Genomic DNA, 19008 nt, shown 5'->3' on the forward strand with positions numbered 1-19008 from the left:
TCCGTGACCGACGTCGGCCGAGCACTCCCTCCACCGCCTGCGAGCAGGCAACTTCCGCATGCTCGGCCGTGACGGTAATTTGAGAGAATGGTCCGGCCACCGACTGCACGTCCCGCAGTGCCCGGTGCCGGTCGGCTGGGATTGCTGGAGCCGACGGCAGCCGCGTCGTTACGAGAGCTCGCCTGGGACAATGTCGACAGCGTTGCACTGCTGTGGGCGTTGTCGCGGTCGCCGGATGCCGATCTGGCGCTGCTGACCCTGATCCGCCTGCGCGAGGCGCTCGGGTCCGATTGGGCCGCACTGGATTCCGCGCTGCGCACCGATCTGTCGTTGCGCGGCAGGCTGTTCGCGCTGATCGGCTCGTCGAGCGCGTTCGCCGACCATCTGGTCGCCGATCCGGCGAGCTGGCAGCTGTTGCGGCGGGAACTGCCGAGCACGCGCGAGATTCTCGACGATCTGCTCGACGTGGTCGGCGCCGCGCCCGAGACCGGGCCGAACGCCGCGCCGATGCTCTACCGCGCCACCCACGCCGGACCCGACGCGATCGCGTTGCTGCGCAAGCGATATCGCGATCAACTGATGGTGCTGGCCGCCCACGATCTGGCCGCCACCGTCGAGAACGAACCGGTGCTGCCGTATCAGCAGGTCGGCAACCATCTCACCGACCTCGCCGATGCCGCACTCACCGCCGCGCTCTCGGTGGCGGTGGCGCGGATCTGCCCCGACGACCCGGTTCCGGTCCGGCTGGCGGTGGTCGCGATGGGCAAATGCGGTGCGCGCGAACTCAATTACGTCTCCGATGTCGACGTGGTGTTCGTCGCCGAACCCGCCGACACCACCGCCACCCGGCTGGCCGCGGAGATGATGGGCATCGCCGGCAGCGCGTTCTTCGACGTCGATGCGGCGCTGCGGCCGGAAGGCAAGGCCGGGGCGCTGGTGCGCACGCTGGATTCGCACATCACCTACTACAAGCGCTGGGCGCGCACCTGGGAATTCCAGGCGCTGCTGAAGAACCGCCCGGCCACCGGCGATCTGGAACTCGGCAGGCAGTACAGCGAGGCGCTCATGCCGATGGTGTGGAGCGCCTCGGAACGACCGGATTTCGTCGCCGACGTGCAGGCGATGCGGCGCCGGGTCGAAAGCCTGGTGCCCGAGGACATGCGCGAGCGGGAGCTGAAACTCGGCCACGGCAGCCTGCGCGACGTCGAATTCGCGGTGCAGCTGCTGCAGTTGGTGCACGGTAAGGCCGATGAATCGCTGCACGTGCCGGGCACGGTTGAGGCGCTGACCGCGCTGGCCGCGCGTGGCTATGTGGGCCGCGACGACGCCGCGAACCTCACCGCCTCCTACGAATTCCTGCGCCTGCTCGAGCACCGCCTGCAGTTGCAGCGGCTCAAGCGCACCCACACCTTGCCCGCATCCGACGACGAGGAGGGGATGCGCTGGCTCGCTCGCGCGGCGCATATGCGTCCCGACGGGCGCCAGGACGCGGTCGGGGTGCTGCGCAGCGAGATCAAGCGCAACACCCTGCGGGTGCGCCGGCTGCACGCGAAGCTGTTCTACCGCCCGCTGCTGGAATCGGTGGCCCGCCTCGACGCCGCCGCGTTGCGCCTGAGTCCGCAGGCCGCGGTCCGCCAGCTCGCCGCCCTCGGCTACGCCGCCCCGGAGAACGCCCTCGGCCACCTCAAGGCGCTCACCGGGGAGGTGGGGCGCAAGGGCCGCATCCAGGCGCTGCTGTTGCCGACCCTGCTCGAATGGCTCGGTGACACACCGAATCCCGATGCCGGGTTGCTGGCCTACCGGCGGGTGTCCGAAGGCCTCGACGACCAGATCTGGTTCCTGCGCGAACTCCGCGACGAGGGCGCGATCGCGCAGCGGCTGATGATCGTGCTCGGCTCCTCGGCCTATCTGCCCGATCTGCTGATCAACGCGCCCGAAACCATCCGGATGTTCGCCGACGGACCGGACGGGCCGCTGCTGCTGACCCCGAAGGCCGAGGATGTGCGATCCAGCATCCTGGCCGGGGCCGCCCGCTACGACGATCCCAGACGGGCCGTGGCCACCGCCCGCTCGCTGCGCCGCCACGAGCTGGCCCGCATCGCCTCCGCCGACGTGCTCGGCATGCTGGAGGTGCCGCGGGTGTGCCGGGCGCTGTCATGGGTCTGGGTCGCGGTGCTCGAGGCGTCGCTGCAGGCCGTGATCCGGGCCTGGGAGGCCGAACATCAGGCGCCCGCGCCCGCGGACTTGGCCGTGATCGGCATGGGCCGTCTCGGCGGGATGGAACTGGGCTACGGATCCGACGCCGATGTGCTGTTCGTCTGCGATCCGCGTCCCGGCGCGGACGAGACGGTCGCGGTGAAATGGGCGATCGGCGTCGCCGAACAGGTGCAGCGGCTCCTCGGCGCGCCCAGTACCGATCCGCCGCTGCAGGTCGATGCGGGGCTGCGGCCCGAGGGACGCAACGGCGCGCTGGTCCGCACCCTGGCCGCCTATCGCGCCTACTACCAGCAGTGGGCGCAGCCGTGGGAAGTGCAGGCGCTGCTGCGCGCACATCAGGTCGCCGGCAACGAGGAACTGGGTTTGCGGTTCCTGCATTCCATCGATCCGGTGCGCTATCCCAAGGGCGGGGTCTCCGAGGAGGCCGTGCGCGAGATCCGGCGGATCAAGGCGCGCGTCGACTCCGAACGCCTGCCGCGCGGCGCGAATCCGGCCACCCACACCAAACTCGGCCGCGGTGGTCTCGCCGATATCGAGTGGACCGTGCAACTGCTGCAACTCCAGCACGCGCACGAGGTGCCGGAGCTGCACAACACCTCCACGCTCGAATGCCTCGCGGTGATCGAACAGAACAAACTGCTCGACGCCCTCGATGTGGAGCTGCTGCGCGACGCCTGGCTCACCGCCACCAAGGCCCGCAACGCCCTGGTGCTGGTGCGCGGCAAACCCGCCGACCAGCTGCCCGGGCCCGGGCCGTTGCTCTCGGCCGTGGCGCGGGTCGCGGGCTGGCCGACCGACGACGGCAGCGAATTCCTCGACCACTACATGCGCGTCACGAGGCGGGCGAAGACGGTCGTCGAACGCGTCTTCGGCGGCGGGTGAGCGAGGCCTAGATCCGTCGCGGCGGGGTACGCGATCAGTGACACCGATGCGTGGGCGCGGCGGTTGTCGCGGTCACGTCGGTCACCGGGGGCGGTAGGCGGCGCTTTCGTGGACCGGCGATGAATTCTCGCGATACGGCCGGCTTTGTGGGCCGAAAACGTGTTGCGGGGAACAGACCGGACGCGATATCGGTTGGTACAGAGTGTGCTGTGCCGTCCTGACCGTGCGAGGGGCCCCGCAGAGCCGGAACGAGCGTTCCGCATACTGTATCGGTACGCGACCATTCGGGAGGACCGCCATGGTGAGGATGTTCGTGGACGTGCGCAGCGCCCACCAACTCGACGACACACGCGATGCGCTGCGTGATCGGAGACCGTGATGGCTGAACTCAATTCGGCCGTCACCGGTTACCGCACCTATCGGCACGCCGCCCTGAATCCGACCCGCGCCGTGCGGGTTCCGCTGATCGTGGTGCTGTTGCTGGTCGGTGTGGTGCTGCTGTACGCGGCCGACCGCGCCTCCCGGGAAGGTGTCAATCGCGGCTGGTTCGTGGCGATTTCGCTGTCGGGCCTGTTCGTGGCGCGCGGACTGCATCTGCGGCGGCCGATCACGCTGCCGCACTTCACGGTCGCGGTGATCGTGCTCGGGGTGTCCAATATCGCCTACCGCAGCGACCACGGCACCGTCGGCTTCGTCTGCCTCGCCTCCACGGGCCTGATCCTGATGCTGCCGCAGAGTTCGCGCCCGCAACCGGATCAGCAGCATCGCATCGCCGCACTGGTCGACCGCACCGTCGAGGATCCGCTGGCCCCGTTCGCCCTGCATTCGGCCAAATCCTATTTCTTCAGCGCCGATTCGAACGCCGCGATCGGCTACCGCGCGCGCTTCGGCATCGCGGTCGTCGCGGGCGACCCGGTCGGCAACTGCGCCGAATTCGGCCGGCTCATCGCCGAGTTCTCCGAATTCGCTTCCGCGCGCGGCTGGCGGATCGCGGTGCTGGGCGCCAGCCCCGCGGTCACCGAACTGTGGCGCACCCGCGCGACCGATCATCATGGCCTGCACGCCATTCCGATCGGCCGTGACGTGGTGGTCGAGGTCGACTCGTTCGATATGGTCGGCCGCAAATTCCGCAACCTGCGCCAGGCGGTGAGCCGCACCCGCAACTTCGGCGTCAAGACCGAGGTGATTCCCGAACGCGAACTCGACCGCGAGATGCGCGAGGCGCTGCTGGGCATCGTCGACGAGTGGGGGACCGGCCACCAGACCCGCGGCTTCTCGATGATCCTGGACCATCTGCTCGACGGCCGGAATCCGGGCATGCTCGTGGTGATCGCCCGCGACGGTGAGGGCCGGGTCGCCGGATTCCAGCGCTACGGATCCTCCAATCACGGCAGCGAACTCAGCCTCGATGTGCCGTGGCGGCGCAAGGATGCCCCGAACGGCTTGGACGAGCGGATGATCGTCGACCTCGTCGACTACGGCCGTGACCACGACGTGCACCGCATCTCGCTGGCGTTCGCGGCATTCCCCGAACTGTTCGCCGACAAGGAACGATCGCGCTCCAAGCAGGTCATCTACGTGCTGGCCCGCACGCTGGATCCGCTGATCCGGCTGGAATCGCTGTATCGGTTCCTGCGCAAGTTCAACTCCTTCGGCAATCAGCGCTTCGTCCTCATCCGCTGGCGTGAAATCGTCTTCACCGTGCTCGCGCTGCTGACGCTGGAATTCGTTCCGCACCGCAAACAGGGCTGACCCGCGATCACGCCAGATTGCCCTCGTAGCACAGACCGGTTCCGCGCCAGGTCGGCTGCGGCGCAACGCTTCCGCGATCGAAGCGCCATGCGCTGACGGGTTCGGCGGCCTTCCAGAACAAGCGGCCGTCGTGGCCACGCACCACCTGGTAGACGTCGTCGGCGCCCTCGACCAGTTGATTGCCGACGCAGTAGTCGTTGTACGCGGTGCCGGGCTGGCGCGCGCCCAGACTGAAGTGCGCGGCCGGGTCGCCGGCCGAGCCCGGGTTGGCGACGGTATCGGGCCGGTCCGACGCCGCGCCGGCCGACCACATGGGAGTGCCGCGGCCGTCGGCGCCGCAGGTGTAGCCGCGACCGCCCGCGATGACGGTAGCGCCGGCAGGGTGGGAGGTTCCGGCCCACAGGCAGCCGGTGGCGGGTTGGGCGGCCGATCGCCTGGATTCGGCCTCGGCGGGCGCCGCGGTGAAGCCGAGGCCCGCGGCGGTGAGCGCCGCCAGGGCGGGAAGGGTGAGGGATGCGCGGGGGTGTCGGGGCATGGTCTCGGCCTCTCTGCTCGCCGTTGAGCATCTACTATCTACGTAGGTAAATAGTAGATGAACACATGGTGCGCGCGCCATGTCGTGGTCGTCACCGTGCGGCATCCGTGCCGATATCGAGATATCCGTTGCGCATTCGCGCGGGCGCCCGATTACGATGTGAGCGCTCGGGAGACGGGGGGACCGCTGTGCGGAATCCGGATCGTCGTCGGTCCGGGCGTCGACAGTGGTATTCGGGGAGGACACGAGATGAGATACAACAGGCGGCTGCGGCTGGCCGCGGCGGCCGGGTTGCTGGTGCTCGGCGCGGTATCGGCCGGATGCGGCACCGATGCGAAAACGACTGTGGCGCACGATGTTGCCGCGACCAACGAGAATCCGTGGGCGCTCAGCGGCGCCGCGCCCAATGCCTCCGGCCCGAGCGGTCCGCGACCGGGCGTGCCCGACGCGCCGCTGCACGCCGACAACGGTGACGGCGGCGAGATGGACCGGCTGGCCCTCAACACCTTGTCGGATCTGCAGGACTACTGGGGCGCCGAATACGCCGAGAACTTTCCGGGCACCTTCAAGCCGGTGGGTCACTTCATTTCCTGGGATGCCAACGCGCCCAAGGAACAATCGGTCACCTTCTGCCGCTCCAGCACCTATCACGTGGTGAACGCGGCCTACTGCAAGATCGACAAGACCGTCGGGTGGGATCGCGGCAAACTGCTGCCGCTGATCTCGAACAAGTACGGGAAGATGGCCGTGGTCATGGTGCTCGCGCACGAGTACGGTCACTCGCTACAGGACCAGGCCCGGCTCAACGGATTCTTCACGCCCGGAATCGTGCTCGAACAGCAGGCCGACTGCTTCGCGGGTGTGTTTCTGCGGCATGTGGCCGAGGGCGGTTCGGCGCATTTCACCCTGAACACGACCGACGGGCTCAACGGTGTGCTGGGTGCGACGGTCGCCGTGCGCGACCGCGACCCCGACAACCCGAAGAATGTGCACGGCTCGGCATTCGAGCGCGTGACGGCGGTGCAGATCGGCTGGTCCGACGGCGCGGCCGGGTGTAAGGGCATCACCAAGAAGGAGATTCAGCAGCGCCGCGGCGGCCTGCCGACCACCTTCGAACCCGGCGACGAGGAGAATCAGATGGGTGTCGACGTCGACGGGCTCAATGCCGTCGCCGCCGCGCTCGCCCGGATCTATCCACTGCCGCAGCCGCCGGTGCTCGACTATTCCGGAATCGCCGAGAATTGCCCGAAAGATACTGCGGTGGAGCCGGTTTCGTACTGCCCGGCGAGCAATACCGTGGGCACCGATGTGCCGGAACTGGCCAAGCGTGCCGGTCAGCAACCGGGCGACGGGGACCCGCTGTCCGCGGTGGTCGACGGCAACTACAACGCCTACGTCGTGTTCATCTCCCGCTATGTGCTCGCGGTGGAACGAGATCGGCACCTGTCGCTGCAAGGACCGGAATCCGCCGGGTTGCGCACCGCCTGCCTGTCCGGCGTCGTGACCACCAAACTCAGCGATCCGGCCGGCGATCCCCGGCTCACCGCGGGTGACCTGGACGCCGCGGTGTCGGGTCTGCTGGCCGACGGCCTGGCCGCGAGCGATACCGACGGCAAGGTGGTGCCCAGCGGGTATCAGCGACTCGACGCGTTCCGCGCCGGGGTGCTCGACGGTGAGACGGCCTGCCTGAACAACTACAAGTGACGAGCAGGGGCGACCGGATCGCCGGTCGCCCCTGCCGTGCTGTGTCGTCGGACGGCCCGGACCGCGTGTCCTCGGCGGTCTCGGCCGTGTCCGGTCTCAGACCGCGCTGGTGGGGAGGGTGCGCAGGGAGCTGAGGGTGGTCGCGACCGCGCGGGCGGCCTCGGCGCCCTTGGTGTGGAAGTGCTTGGTGAAGTAGTCCACGTGCTCGCTGTGCTCGTGGAAGTGATGCGGGGTCAGCACCACGGAGAACACCGGGACGTCGGTCTCGAGCTGTACGCGCATGAGCCCGTCGACCACGGCCGAGGCGACGAAATCGTGCCGGTAGATGCCGCCGTCGACGACCAGCGCCGCGGCCACCACCGCCGCGTACCGGCCGGTGCGGGCCAGCCGCTGCGCGTGCAGCGGGATCTCGAACGCGCCGGGCACGTCGAACACCTCGACGGCATCCGCCGAATACCCCAGATCGCCGTACTCGGCCAGGAAACCCGCGTAGGCCTGGGTGACGATGGACTGGTGCCAGTTGGCCCGGATGAAGGCGATGCGTCCCTGGTCGGTATTGCTCATTCTCGGATGTTACTGCGCGCCGGTGTGCTCCTCCAACCAGCGCACCAGGTCGCCGAGTACCTTCTCGCGCTCGGGTTCGTTGAAAACCTCGTGGTAGAGGCCCGGATACCGCAGCACCGTGAGATCGGTCGCGGTGGCGCCGGCCTCGATCCGATCGGCGCCCACCGGGGCCGCCAGGGCATCCTCGCCGCCGTGCAGCACCAGCGTCGGCACCCGCAGCGCGTCCAGATGAGCGAGGACGAATTCGGCGCCACGCAGAATCTCGGTCGCCGTGCGGGCCGGTAGTTTGCCGCGGTAGACCAGCGGATCCTGATCGTAGGCGCGTACCACCTCCGGATCGCGGCTGATCTGCGCCGAATCCAGTTGCAGCACACCCAGATTCGGCGCCCAGCGGCTCAACGCGGGAGCGAGCAGTCGCTGCACGGGGTTGCCGGCCTCGATGACCACCGGCGGCGCCGACACCGCGATGCCCGCGACGTCCAGCGGCGCCCGCGTCGCCAGATACAGCGTGATCAGGCTGCCCATGCTGTGCCCGAGGACGAACCGGGGCAGGCCCGGATGCTTCGCACTCGCGATATCCAGCATGGTGTTCACATTGTCGGCGGCCGCGTCGATCGATTCGATATTCGACTGGCCGCCGCCGGAGCGGCCGTGGCCGATGTGGTCGAAGGCGTAGACCGCGAAACCGCTGTCCGCCAGCCGTTTACCCACATGGTCGTAGCGCCCGGAGTGTTCGGCGACGCCGTGTACCAGCACCACGACCGCGCGCGCCTGTTCGGGCAGCCAGGCCCGCCAGAACACCTGCCCGCCGTGGGCGTCGAATTCGCCGGTATCGCCTGTCGTCATCGCTGCCTCCGTCTGCGCCGTCGCTGCGCCGCCATTGTCGCGCACGGCGGGCCGGAGCGTTGCACATCGGCCCGCCGCGCCGGGATCGATGGTCAGCCCAGGTCGTAGTCGAACCAGATCCGGTGGGTGCCGTCGGCGTCGACCGCCAGACCGCCGGTTCCGGTGATCTCGCTCAGTTCCCCGGTGCCGCTGCTGGGCACGATCGTGAAGAATTCGGCGCTGCGGTCCTCGCCCGCGGTGGTCGCCGAATGGGCGAAGTTGAACGTGCCGGCCAATCCGTTGAGCGAGCCCTCGAACGACTCCATCGCGACATAGGTGCCCCGGCCCGACAGCTGGTCGAACGCGGCGGTGAACAACGTGGCCGAACGTCCGACCGCCTCACCCTCGAAATGCTTTTCCAGCCGGGCGATTCCGACCGGCGTCGCGGTGGGGATATCCGGATCGGGCAGGACGTCCGTGGCGACGAAGGATTTGACGGTGAACGTTGCTGTAGCTCGCACCCGTTGAGGGTAGCGGCGAACACCGACATTCCCGGCATCAGCCGCCGGTGCCGGTGTAGTGCGCGAGGACGCGGCGGTTGAATTCGATCAGCCGCGCGTAATTGGCCCGGGAGAGCCGTTCGTCGGTGCCGTGGATCCGCTCCAGATCCGCCGCGTCGACCAGGATCGGCGCGAAGTTGCACCGGGTGGCGGCCAGCCCGTCGTAGTGGCGGGAATCGGTGGCGCCGGGCACGATGCCGGTGGTCACCACCGCGTCGGGCACCAGGGCGCGGGTGATGTCGGCGATCAGGTCGAAGGCCGGACCGGGGCCGGTGATCCGCGAGGGTTCGGAGGCCGTTCCGATCACCTCGATCGTGACGCGCGGGTCGGCGACCACGCGGCGGCAGTGGTCGAGCACGGCGGACACCGAATCACCGGGCAGGATACGGAAATTCACCAGCGCCTCGGCGCTTTGCGGCAGCACGTTCGCCTTCACCCCGCCGCGGATCACGGTGGGGGCGGTCGTGGTGCGGACCAGCGCCTCGGTCTGCGGCCGCGCCGCCATCATCCGGGTGATCACCGCGCCCGCGACCGGGGCCAGCCGCAGCGCGGAACGCCGCGGCTCGGCCATGGCGGGGCGCATCCGGACCAGCATGTCGGCGATCACCGGCGTCATGCGCAGCGGCATCGGATGGTCCTGGAGGCGCGCGACCGCCCGCGCGATCCGGCCCACGGCGGTTTCGCGGCCGGGCATCGAGGAATGCCCGCCGGTGTCGGTGGTGCGCAATTGCACCGTGGCCCAGCCTTTTTCACCGAGCATGATGGAGGCGACGGGTGCGGCGGCCCCGTCGGCGACACCCTGGGTGATCACTCCGCCTTCGTCGAGCAGCAGATCGGCGCGCACGTCGAGTTCGCGCAGCCGGGCCGCCATCCGGGTGGCGCCGGCGCGGCCGAAGATCTCCTCGTCGTGGCCGAAGGCGAAGTAGATGGTCCGGCGCGGACGGCGGCCCTCGGCCAGCAGCGATTCGGCGGCCTCCAGAATGGCCAGCACCCGGCTCTTGTCGTCGATCGCGCCACGGCCCCAGACGAATTCGTCGTCGATCACACCGGCGAACGGGGGATGGGTCCAGCGGGCCTCGTCGTCGACCGGAACCACATCCTGGTGGGCGAGCAGAACGGCCGCCGTACCGGGTTCGGTGCCGGGCCAGCGATACAAGCGGCTGTGGCCGAACCGCTCCAGTTCGAGATGGGTGTGTACCAGCGGGAATTCGTGTTCGAGAAGGCTTGCGAGCCGGTCGAATTCGACCACGTCGGCATCGGCGTCGTCGCGGGAGACGGTGACGCAGCGCAGGGCGGCCGCGAGCCGCTGGGCGGTCGCGTCGTCGACGGTGGTCGCGGTCGTACCGGTCGCTGTCATCGATCTCCTCGTCGTTGCGGGAAGTCCACGGTCACACCGGAATCGCGCAGCACCTCGGCCGGCAGGCCGGTCACCCAGCGCGCGCGCCATTTGCCGAGCGCTTCACTGGTGCCGCCGGTCAGATCGAAATTCCGGGTGCCGGTGAGCAGCGGCAACTCCACGGTGCCGGAACGCACGCTCACCCGCGCGTTCGCCGGAGTGTGCGACCAGACGGTGTCGACCACATCGGTGATACGCACCCCGATCCGATGCCCGGCCGGCACGGTCCAATCCTGTGCCAGCAGGCGGATGTTCGCGGTGTCGGCGACCTGCGCGATACCCCGAGTGATCACCGTGCCCGCGCCGTCGGGCGCCACATCGTAGAGTTCGGCGGCCACCGTGGCGTCCGGTGGGCCGCTCAACGCCAGTGTGGCCGTGGGGATTCCGGACAGATGCTGGTCGGAGGGCAGCGGCTGCGAGAGCGACCAGTACTCGCGGTCCGGGCCGGGGAGCAGGCCCCGATCGGTGTATTCACCGGGCCGGATCGGCATCGTCACTCGTGCGGAATCGGCGGGCGGCCAGACTTTTTCGCTGCGCCACCGGCCGTCGAAACTGCCGACGGTGACGCGCGGGCCCGGAACCTGAACGTCGCGTTGGGCCACATACTTGTCGAAGAAGGCCAGCGCCTCGCTGTAGAACTGCGGTGTCCCGCATGCCTCGTGGCAGTTCTGGTGTCCCCACTGGCCGAACCAGCCCCGGTCTTCGGGGAGGTCGTGGTTCTTCCAGACGTCGAAGACACGATAGGCGCGGGTGTTGTAATCGAGGAAACCCTGGCTCAAGAACAGCGGAACCTTGCTGCCGCGAACGCGATCGGTGAGGTCACGATCGCGCCAGAACCGGGTACCACCGTCGTGGTCGGTGGTGCCCGCCAGATAGGACTGCGCGCATTCGATCGGTAGCCGCGCGGCGTTGGCCTTGTATTCCGGTGAGTCGGAGGGGTGCGCGGGGGTGGAGGAGATCAGCAGATGTTCGAATCCGGCCATATCGCCGGGGCGAATCCCGTCCTCGGTCACCGGTTTTCCGGAGAACTTCCACGAAATGCCCTGCATGTACAGGTAGCTGTACGGGTCGACGACGGGTTCGAACGACGCCACCGCCGCCAGCCCCTTCGGGTTGGTGGCCAGACCCATGATGCCGGTCCATGCCTCGTAGGAGGTACCGGTCAGGCCGACTCGCCCGGTCGACCACGGTTGTGCCGCAGCCCATTCGACCGCGGTACGTACATCGCTCTGCTCGCCGGGGCCACCGAAGTCGGGGCAGCCACTGGACCCCCCGAAACCTCGCAGATCCACGATCACATAGGTGTAGCCGGCGTCGAGGAACAGTTCCGAATACAGATCGCGCAGCGACGGCCCGCCCTGCGGATGAACTTCTGCTGTGAACGCCAGATGGTTGCGGTAGGGGCTCACCGTCATGACGACCGGGGTGCGCACGTCGTCGGCCATGCCGGCGGGCCGGAGGATGTCCGCGTGCAACCGCACACCGTCGGAGGTGGTCAGGAATTCCTGGCGCCACTGATACGCCGGGGCCGGTGCGGCGGTCGCGGTGACCGGCGCCGCCGCCGCGATCAGGAGGACCAGCCCGCACAGTACGCGCGTGAGCACGCGCCGGGCGCGTGGCGATGAATTCTCGAGCACCATAGGACTATCGAGTCTGCACCGCCGCCCGTCCAGCCCTCAGAACCGGGGTCGGGAAACCGGCCGGTCACCCGGCGCCTCGACTACATCGGGCGCAGATCGAGAACCTTGCGCAGCCGGGCGCGGTCGCGTTCGAGTTTGCGCGCCTCGTAGGCGATGGGGAAGTAGCGGATCCGTTCCGGCAGCAGTGGCACGAGCCGCGCCAGCAGCCAGCCCAGGATGCGCAGGTTGCGCTCGTCCTGCGCGGTCCAGGTCAGTCCGAGTTTGCGGCGCGCCGGTTCGGGTGTGGTGCCGACCGTGCAGAAGTACTGCATGCGGCCCAGCGGTGCGGCGGCCAGCTTCCACAGCGGCACCAGCGGTGTGGGCAGCGACTTCGGCGGTGCCACGTGGCGGATCGTCTTCAGATAGTCGCGCGCGGTGTCGGTGGCGACCAGATGGTTCTCGACGGTGTCGGCGAAGAAGACCTCGAATTCGGCGTAGGTCGGCGGAATCTCCTTGGGCGCCACCGAGAACATGCGCAGCAGCTGCAGCACCTCCTGGTAGTACTGCTCCTTCTCCGCGTAGGTGAGCGGCGTGCGGCTGAAATATTTCGAGCCCTCGTTGAAGGCGTAGGTGCCGGTGTGCAGCACCCAGGCCCACGGACCGGAGGCGAGTGCGGAGTGGCGTTTGCCCTGCGCGTCGACGGTGTTGAGGGAGGCGTGCATACGTCGCAGGCGGTCGGCCTCGGCGACGGCCTCGTCACCGCCGTAGGTCCAGGTCATCACCGCCGCGAGACTGCGCATCGCGCGGCCCATCGGGTCGGTGCGAAAGGTCGAGTGCTCGTCGACGACCGCGGAGATCGTCGGTTCCATGGTCTGCAGCAGGAATGCCGATCCGGCGGTGAGGGAGAAGGTGATCAGTCCTACCTCGTCCCACATGCGGGTTCCGGGCTCGATCGGCGTGCGGGGGCCGAGTTCGTGTTCGGTGCGCTCGGCGCGGGCGACGGAGGCGGTCATCCGTGATCTCCTTTGACCACTAGACATGATGAGAAGATTACATGCGAATCATCTCACCCTCTTTCGATCTTGGCAACCGCGCGCTCACCGACGACGCGCCGCACGGCTCAAAAGTGAACACAACCTGAAATCTCGGTGAACTGATGGAAGAATGGGATCCTCGCCACATCGAAAGTTCAGGGAGGAGGGATCCAGCCATGATCCACACCCACGCCCACCCCTCGTTACTGGGGACCTTGCGCACCTACGCCCGCCGCGCGCTGGCCCGCCATACCCTGACCGCCGAGGAACGCCGCAATCTCGCTGCCACCCAAGCTCATCCGGCCGTCTACAGCGCATCCCTGGGCAGCCACCCGCATCTGTAGCGAGTCCCGGAACGCACCGAAGCCCCAGCCGGATTCGGCTGGGGCTTCGTGAATTCGGTTGTGCCGTGACGACTTACACGTCGTAGTACAGCTCGAACTCGTAGGGGTGCGGACGCAGGTTCACCGGCGCGATCTCGTTGTCACGCTTGAGCTGGATCCAGGTCTCGATGAGGTCGTCGGTGAAGACGTTGCCCTCGGTGAGGTACTCGTGGTCCTGCTCGAGGCGGTCGATGACCGAGGCCAGCGAGGTGGGGGCCTGCGGGATGTTCTTGGCCTCCTCCGGCGGGAGCTCGTAGAGGTCCTTGTCGACCGGGGCCTGCGGCTCGATCTTCTTCTTGATCCCGTCCAGGCCGGCCATCAGCATGGCGGCGAAGGCCAGGTACGGGTTACCCGAGGAGTCGGGCGCGCGGAACTCGATGCGCTTGGCCTTCGGGTTGTTGCCGGTGACCGGGATGCGGACCGCGGCGGACCGGTTGCGCTGCGAGTACACCAGGTTGATCGGGGCCTCGTAGCCCGGCACCAGACGGTGGTAGGAGTTCACCGTCGGGTTGGTGAACGCCAGCAGCGACGGCGCGTGGTGCAGGATGCCGCCGATGTAGTGGCGGGCCAGGTCGGACAGGCCACCGTAGCCGGCCTCGTCGTGGAACAGCGGCTTGCCGTCCTTCCACAGCGACTGGTGCACGTGCATGCCCGAGCCGTTGTCACCGAACAGCGGCTTCGGCATGAAGGTGACCGACTTGCCTTCCTGCCACGCGGTGTTCTTCACGATGTACTTGAACAGCTGCAGGTCGTCCGCGGCCGACAGCAGGGTGTCGAAGCGGTAGTTGATCTCGGCCTGACCGGCGGTGCCGACCTCGTGGTGGCCGCGCTCGAGCTCGAAGCCCGCGTTCTGCAGGTTGGTCGAGATCGTGTCGCGCAGGTCGACGTAGTGGTCGTACGGGGCGACGGGGAAGTAGCCACCCTTGTTGCGGACCTTGTAGCCCAGGTTGCGGCTGCCGTCCGGGTTGAACTCCTCGCCGGTGTTCCACGAGCCGGAGACGGACTCGATCTCGTAGAACGCGCCGTTCATGCCGGAGTCGTAGCGGACGCCGTCGAAGATGTAGAACTCGGCCTCGGGGCCGAAGAACGCGGTGTCGGCGATACCGGTCGAACGCAGGTACTCCTCCGCCTTGCGCGCGATGTTGCGCGGGTCGCGGGAGTAGGCCTCACGGGTGAACGGGTCGTGCACGAAGAAGTTCATGTTCAGCGTCTTCGCGGCACGGAACGGGTCGATCCGGGCGGTGGAGAAGTCGGGCAGCAGCAGCATGTCCGACTCGTCGATCGACTGGAAACCGCGCACGGAGGAGCCGTCGAACGCCAGGCCCTCTTCGGCCAGGTCGGTGGTGAACGACTTCGCCGGGATGGAGAAGTGCTGCTGAACGCCAGGAAGGTCCGAGAAGCGTACGTCGACGTACTCGACGTCCTCCTCCTTGATGTACTTGATGACCTCGTCGGCCGTGCTGAACGCCACTTAGTACTCCTTACGGATCGGTTCCCAGCCTGTGCCGATTGCTGGGTTTCAGCGCTGAACGGTATGGATGCGGTGTTTCCCCGCAATCAAGGCTGTGTTTCGCCAGTGTTACACGTGCTGCTGGACGGGTCGGCGGCATCCCCGGGCAACGCCGCGCGGTGGGTCGCTCACGATGCGGTGCCGGACCAGCACCGTTATCCTGCCACCACGGCATCCGGCGCTCGATTCGAGGACCGCGCATCGTCGCCGATCGGTGCGCGCGACCGCGAGAGTTTCCCGGCCGCAACCGCTTTGGGAAATCGCCCCAGCGGGATGCCGTGCTGCCGTCGCCGCGGGCGGCCGGACGGGGTGACGCGGACCCGCCGGCGGGTAACCGGCGGCCGACGGCCGGTGTTACGTGGCTGCCGGGTGCGGGCCCGGGTGTGACGTAATCCTCACCGTCACCACGCCTAAGCTGGGAGCATGGCGCGAATTACCGGTTCCTGGCTGTCCGGCCCGAATGCGGCCCACCCCGGCGAGCCGCAGCCCGACGACTACCCCGGCAAGCTGCTCGGCCTGCCGCAGGAGGGTGTGGGGTCGCTGGCGCCCATGTCGCGCCGCATCGCCGCGCTGTTCGTCGACTACTTCATCGCCATGGGGATCGCCGCGCTGATCGTGCGCGGCGCCGGATCGCTCAACACCGTCACCTACCTGATCTGGTTCGTGATCGGCGTGGTGACGGTCATGCTGTTCGGGTTCACGCCGGGGCAGTACTTCCTGGGAATGCGCACGGTCCGGATCGATGCGTCGGCGCCGGTCGGATTCGTGCGGTCGGTGGCGCGTCAGGTACTGCTGACCTTCGTGGTGCCCGCGTTGTTCACCGACGGGGATCGCCGCGGTATGCACGACCGGGCGACCGGGACGGCACTGATCCGCGCTCGGTAACAATCGTTCGCCGCCCGGCAGGAGGGGCTGTCGGCGCGCGACGACGGTGAGTGGTTACGTGGCCGTCGGCCGGCCCGCGCCGAGTCGCACACCGTCGAGCAACAGGTCGAGGAGACGGTCGATCTGCTCGCGGTCGATACCGGCCAGTGTCGCGCCCGCCATCGCCGCCGTGATGTCCTCGGGCCGGACGTCGTCGCGCAGCGTGCCGGCCGAGATTCCCGCATCGAGGACGGAACGAATTGCCGCACTGAGTCTTTCGCGGGTCTGCGCCGAGGTCACCGCCCCGGAGGCGATGACCTCGCGCAGCGCCTCGGCCATCCCGCGTTTGGTGGCCACGAAGTCGGCGTAGCGGCCGAGCCAGATGCGCAGTGCGTCCTCCGGGCTGTGGTCGGCGAGCAGGTGCGCCGCCTGATCGCACAGCTGTTCCAGTTCGCTGCGGTACACGGCCTCGATGAGCGCCTCCCGCGACGGGAAGTGCCGATACAGCGTGCCGATGCCCACTCCGGCGGATTTGGCGATCGCATCCAGGCTGACCGTGCCTTCTTCGCCCGTGAACGCGGTGAGAGCGGCATCGAGGAGCAGTTGGCGGTTGCGCTGGGCATCGCGGCGTCCACGCGGCTGTCTGGACAAAGTGGAGGGTCCTCCGTTTCTGTACTACTCTGGTCTTAAGCGGAGGATCCTCCGTTTGATGCCAGGATAACAAGGGAGACCCGAATGACGGTCATGACGCAACCGCGTGACGGCGAACTGGCGGGACGTGCGGTCGGCCGGATCGGCTACGGAGCGATGCAGCTGGAGTCCGGCGCGGACGGGGTAGCGGTTGTGCGGCGAGCGGTGGAACTCGGCGTGAGCCACATCGACACGGCCGGTTTCTACGGCAACGGCTCGGTGAACGCGCTGCTCAGGGAAGCTCTGCATCCGTATCCGGACGATCTGCTGCTGGTCGACAAGGTCGGCGCCGTGCATACGGGCGATGGTCTCGTGCCGGCGCAGAAGCCCGAGCAGCTACGGGCCGCGGTCGAAGCGGATCTGCGGGCGCTGGGCGCCGAGCAGTTGGCGGTGGTGAACCTGCGCCGGGTCGACGGTCCGCCCGGAATCGTGGCGACCGGTGATCAGATCGTGGATCTCGACGACCAGCTGGCCGAGCTGATCTCGTTGCGGGACGAGGGCAAGATCGGGGCGATCGGACTGAGCAGTGTCACCGTCGAACAACTCGGGCGCGCCGCTCCCGCCGGGATCGCGTGCGTGCAGAATCTGTACAACCTGCTGGAACGCGACGAGGAACCGCTGCTCGCCGAATGTTCTTCGCGGGGAATCGCTTTCGTGCCCTACTTTCCGCTCGGCTCGGGATTTCCGGATCGGCCCAAGGTGGCCGGCGACGACGTGGTGCGCGATATCGCCGGCCGCCTCGGGGTGACGCCGAGCCAGGTGGGGCTGGCGTGGTTGCTGGCCCGCGATCCGCACATCCTGCTGATTCCGGGGACTCGCAGCATCGGCCATCTCGAACAGAATGTGGCGGCGCGAGATGTCCGGCTGGATGCCGGGATGCTCGCCGCGCTCGAAGAACGAGCCTGAGGGCGGGCGGCTCAGAACATCATCTGCACCGTCTTCTCCTCGGTATAGGCCTCGATGCCGGCGGGGCCGAGTTCGCGGCCGATGCCGCTGCCGGCCCGCCCACCCCACGGCGTGGTCATGTCGGGGATGCCGAAGGCGTTGATCCACACATTGCCGACGCGCAGATCACGCGCGGTGGTCTGCGCGGTGTGCAGGTCCTCGGTGTAGATGATCGCGTTGAGCCCGAAGTGGGTATCGTTGGCCAGCGCCGGCACATCGGCGGTGTCGGAGAAGGGAATGATCGTGGCCACCGGGCCGAAGATCTCCTCGCGCGCGATGCGCTGGTCGTGGCGGCCGAGAAAGACGGTCGGCTCGACGAAATAGCCGGGCCGCTCGGCGAGTGAACCGCCGGTCACCAGTTCCGCGCCCTCGGCGACGCCCAGTCCGAGATAGCCGCCGATGCGCTCGTGCTGCTGCCGGTTCACCACCGGTCCCATGGAGACCTCGGCGTCGAACGGGTCGCCCAGGGTGAGCGATTCGGCGTGTTCGGCCAGCCGCCGCGTGACCTCGTCGACCAGGCTGTCGTGGACGTAGATGCGGGTGCCGGCCGCGCACACCTGGCCTTGGTGCAGGAAATTGCCGACCGCGACAAACGGCAGTGCGCGGTCGAGGTCGGCATCGGGAAAGACGATCTGCGGATTCTTCCCGCCCAGTTCGAGGGTGACCTTGCGGAACTGGCCGCCGGCGTGGTTGTTCATGAGGGCGCCCACCTCGGGGCTGCCGGTGAAGGTCAGCTTGGCCAGGCCGGGGTGGCGGGCGAGGGCGGCGCCGGCGGTCTCGCCGCGGCCGGGCACGACGTTGAACACCCCGTCCGGCACCCCGGCCTCGGCGAGGATTTCGGCCAGCCGCAGGATCGACAGCGCCGCATCCTCCGGCGGCTTGATCACCACGGTGTTGCCCGCCGCCAGTGCCGGGGCGATCTTCCATCCGGCGACCACGATGGGGTTGTTCCACGGTGTGATCGCGCCGACGACACCCAGGGGCTCGCGCAGGGTGTAGTTGAGCCGGTGCCGGCCGGCGTAATCGGGCAGCTGCACGGTCGAGCCGTGCAGTTTGTCGGCGTATCCCGCGTAGTAGCGGAACGTCGCCAGGGTGGCCGGAATGTCGCCGAAAACGCCGTCCTTGTACAGCTTTCCGACCTCGAGGGTCTCGAGCGCGGACAGGTACTGCGTGTCGGCCTCGATGAGATCCGCTGCGCGGAACAGGATTCGCCCGCGTTCGGCGCCGCCCATCTGCCTCCAGCCGCTGCTGTCGAAGGCCGACTGCGCCGCGCGGACCGCGTCGTCGACGTCCTCGGCCGACGCGTCGGCGATATCGCAGATGTGCTCGAGGGTGGTCGGATTCTCGGAGCGGTAGGTCGCGCCGCCGCTCGCGTCGCGCCAGCCGCCGCCGATCCAGAGGCGGCGGGGCGGGAACGTGGTCGGAGCCTGAGCGCCGTCGGCGCGGGCGGTGGAGGTGTAGTCGGACACGGCTGCTCCTGACGACTGATCGAAGTGTGAGCAGGCTAGCGCGGCGATCGTATGTTGCG

The 19008-nt window shown here is 68.3% G+C and carries 16 protein-coding genes; 6 read left to right on the forward strand and 10 right to left on the reverse strand.

Annotated features, from left to right (window positions below; all coding sequences use genetic code 11):
- The first annotated feature begins 87 nt into the window (after positions 1-87).
- Positions 88-3099: a bifunctional [glutamine synthetase] adenylyltransferase/[glutamine synthetase]-adenylyl-L-tyrosine phosphorylase gene (locus A5780_RS25730; protein WP_064909864.1), complete on the forward strand. Its 3012-nt coding sequence runs from the start codon at positions 88-90 to the stop codon at positions 3097-3099.
- Positions 3100-3477: 378 nt separating this feature from the next.
- Positions 3478-4851 (forward strand): bifunctional lysylphosphatidylglycerol flippase/synthetase MprF, encoded by a 1374-nt coding sequence (locus A5780_RS25735; protein ID WP_082976722.1) that lies wholly within the window; start codon positions 3478-3480, stop codon positions 4849-4851.
- 7 nt (positions 4852-4858) lie between these two features.
- On the opposite strand, the gene A5780_RS25740 is transcribed toward A5780_RS25735, so the two are convergent.
- A complete protein-coding gene (locus A5780_RS25740) occupies positions 4859-5386 on the reverse strand; it encodes a hypothetical protein (protein ID WP_064909866.1) in 528 nt (175 codons plus the stop codon).
- A 249-nt stretch (positions 5387-5635) separates the two neighbouring features.
- Here A5780_RS25740 and A5780_RS25745 point away from each other — a divergent pair, with 249 nt between their 5' ends.
- Complete coding sequence (locus A5780_RS25745) at positions 5636-7090, forward strand: hypothetical protein (RefSeq protein ID WP_063011108.1); 1455 nt, start codon at positions 5636-5638, stop codon at positions 7088-7090.
- Between the two features lie 96 nt (positions 7091-7186).
- On the opposite strand, the gene A5780_RS25750 is transcribed toward A5780_RS25745, so the two are convergent.
- The 6 genes from A5780_RS25750 to A5780_RS25775 form a co-directional block, all read right to left on the reverse strand.
- A complete protein-coding gene (locus tag A5780_RS25750; protein WP_063011105.1) occupies positions 7187-7654 on the reverse strand; it encodes a 6,7-dimethyl-8-ribityllumazine synthase in 468 nt (155 codons plus the stop codon).
- A 9-nt stretch (positions 7655-7663) separates the two neighbouring features.
- Positions 7664-8500: an alpha/beta hydrolase gene (locus tag A5780_RS25755; protein WP_064903211.1), complete on the reverse strand. Its 837-nt coding sequence runs from the start codon at positions 8498-8500 to the stop codon at positions 7664-7666.
- 92 nt (positions 8501-8592) lie between these two features.
- The gene (locus A5780_RS25760; RefSeq protein ID WP_030515341.1) at positions 8593-9000 is read right to left on the reverse strand and encodes a DUF3224 domain-containing protein; all 408 of its coding nucleotides are present in this window, start codon (positions 8998-9000) and stop codon (positions 8593-8595) included.
- Positions 9001-9037: 37 nt separating this feature from the next.
- Positions 9038-10396, reverse strand: coding sequence for a M20/M25/M40 family metallo-hydrolase (locus A5780_RS25765; RefSeq protein ID WP_064909868.1), 1359 nt, complete (start codon positions 10394-10396; stop codon positions 9038-9040).
- Positions 10393-12039, reverse strand: coding sequence for a CocE/NonD family hydrolase (locus A5780_RS25770; RefSeq protein WP_231983089.1), 1647 nt, complete (start codon positions 12037-12039; stop codon positions 10393-10395). The genes A5780_RS25765 and A5780_RS25770 overlap by 4 nt, the downstream gene beginning before the upstream one ends.
- A 116-nt stretch (positions 12040-12155) precedes the next feature.
- Entirely contained in the window at positions 12156-13067 is a 912-nt protein-coding gene (locus A5780_RS25775; protein WP_030515338.1) for an oxygenase MpaB family protein, read from the reverse strand.
- Positions 13068-13264: 197 nt separating this feature from the next.
- On the opposite strand from A5780_RS25775, the gene A5780_RS40270 reads away from it, so the two are divergent.
- Positions 13265-13432: a hypothetical protein gene (locus tag A5780_RS40270; protein ID WP_156055587.1), complete on the forward strand. Its 168-nt coding sequence runs from the start codon at positions 13265-13267 to the stop codon at positions 13430-13432.
- Positions 13433-13505: 73 nt separating this feature from the next.
- Here A5780_RS40270 and glnA read toward each other — a convergent pair whose 3' ends face one another.
- Entirely contained in the window at positions 13506-14942 is a 1437-nt protein-coding gene (gene glnA, locus A5780_RS25780) for a type I glutamate--ammonia ligase (protein ID WP_063011100.1), read from the reverse strand.
- Positions 14943-15404: 462 nt separating this feature from the next.
- Between glnA and A5780_RS25785 the strand changes: the two genes are divergently transcribed.
- The gene (locus A5780_RS25785) at positions 15405-15866 is read left to right on the forward strand and encodes an RDD family protein (protein WP_063011098.1); all 462 of its coding nucleotides are present in this window, start codon (positions 15405-15407) and stop codon (positions 15864-15866) included.
- Positions 15867-15920: 54 nt separating this feature from the next.
- Here the strand turns inward: A5780_RS25785 and A5780_RS25790 are convergent, their stop codons facing one another.
- Positions 15921-16496 carry a TetR/AcrR family transcriptional regulator gene (locus A5780_RS25790; RefSeq protein WP_064909870.1) on the reverse strand — a complete coding sequence of 192 codons (576 nt, stop codon included), beginning with the start codon at positions 16494-16496 and terminating at the stop codon, positions 15921-15923.
- An 84-nt stretch (positions 16497-16580) separates the two neighbouring features.
- Here A5780_RS25790 and A5780_RS25795 point away from each other — a divergent pair, with 84 nt between their 5' ends.
- The gene (locus tag A5780_RS25795) at positions 16581-17441 is read left to right on the forward strand and encodes an aldo/keto reductase (RefSeq protein ID WP_064903144.1); all 861 of its coding nucleotides are present in this window, start codon (positions 16581-16583) and stop codon (positions 17439-17441) included.
- An 11-nt stretch (positions 17442-17452) separates the two neighbouring features.
- Here the strand turns inward: A5780_RS25795 and A5780_RS25800 are convergent, their stop codons facing one another.
- The gene (locus A5780_RS25800; RefSeq protein ID WP_082976723.1) at positions 17453-18949 is read right to left on the reverse strand and encodes an aldehyde dehydrogenase family protein; all 1497 of its coding nucleotides are present in this window, start codon (positions 18947-18949) and stop codon (positions 17453-17455) included.
- Between the last annotated feature and the right edge of the window lie 59 nt (positions 18950-19008).

The sequence above is a fragment of the Nocardia sp. 852002-20019_SCH5090214 genome (genome assembly GCF_001665865.1).
Taxonomy (GTDB): Bacteria; Actinomycetota; Actinomycetes; order Mycobacteriales; family Mycobacteriaceae; genus Nocardia; species Nocardia nova.